This window comes from Bacillus sp. JJ1764 (genome assembly GCF_036962145.1).
GTDB lineage: Bacteria > Bacillota > Bacilli > Bacillales > Cytobacillaceae > Neobacillus.
Genome location: NZ_JBALNY010000190.1, coordinates 3,663 through 4,027 on the forward strand (window position 1 = coordinate 3,663; position 365 = coordinate 4,027).

Genomic DNA, 365 nt, shown 5'->3' on the forward strand with positions numbered 1-365 from the left:
TAAACATACGTAACCATACTTTCATTTTTCCACTCTAATGAGCAGTTTGGAAAATTTTCTGGGTTACGAATGAACTCAGTAATTGTTGTTTTACCGGCGCCATTGTTTCCGTAAATAAAATTTATCTTTTTTAAATTATCTAGTGTTACACCGTCTTCATCGTAAGTCGCAACACTTTTTAAACCAATTTTAGTGATCATTGTTTCACTCCCTAAGACCACTAGAAAATAGAGGTCTCTTCTATTCTAATTAAACCTTACCATAAAATGCCATACAGAAAATGTGGTTTTATTAACATTTTAAAGAATATAATCCGTTCGATTAACTAGTAACTTGGATTTAACAAATAATTAAACAATTAGGAA

Annotated in this window: 1 protein-coding gene; it reads right to left on the minus strand. The window is 30.1% G+C overall.

All coding sequences use genetic code 11. The annotated features are described in order from the left end of the window. On the minus strand, positions 1-200 hold a 200-nt coding region (locus tag V7083_RS21005), incomplete at its 3' end, for an AAA family ATPase (RefSeq protein ID WP_335481633.1). Between the last annotated feature and the right edge of the window lie 165 nt (positions 201-365).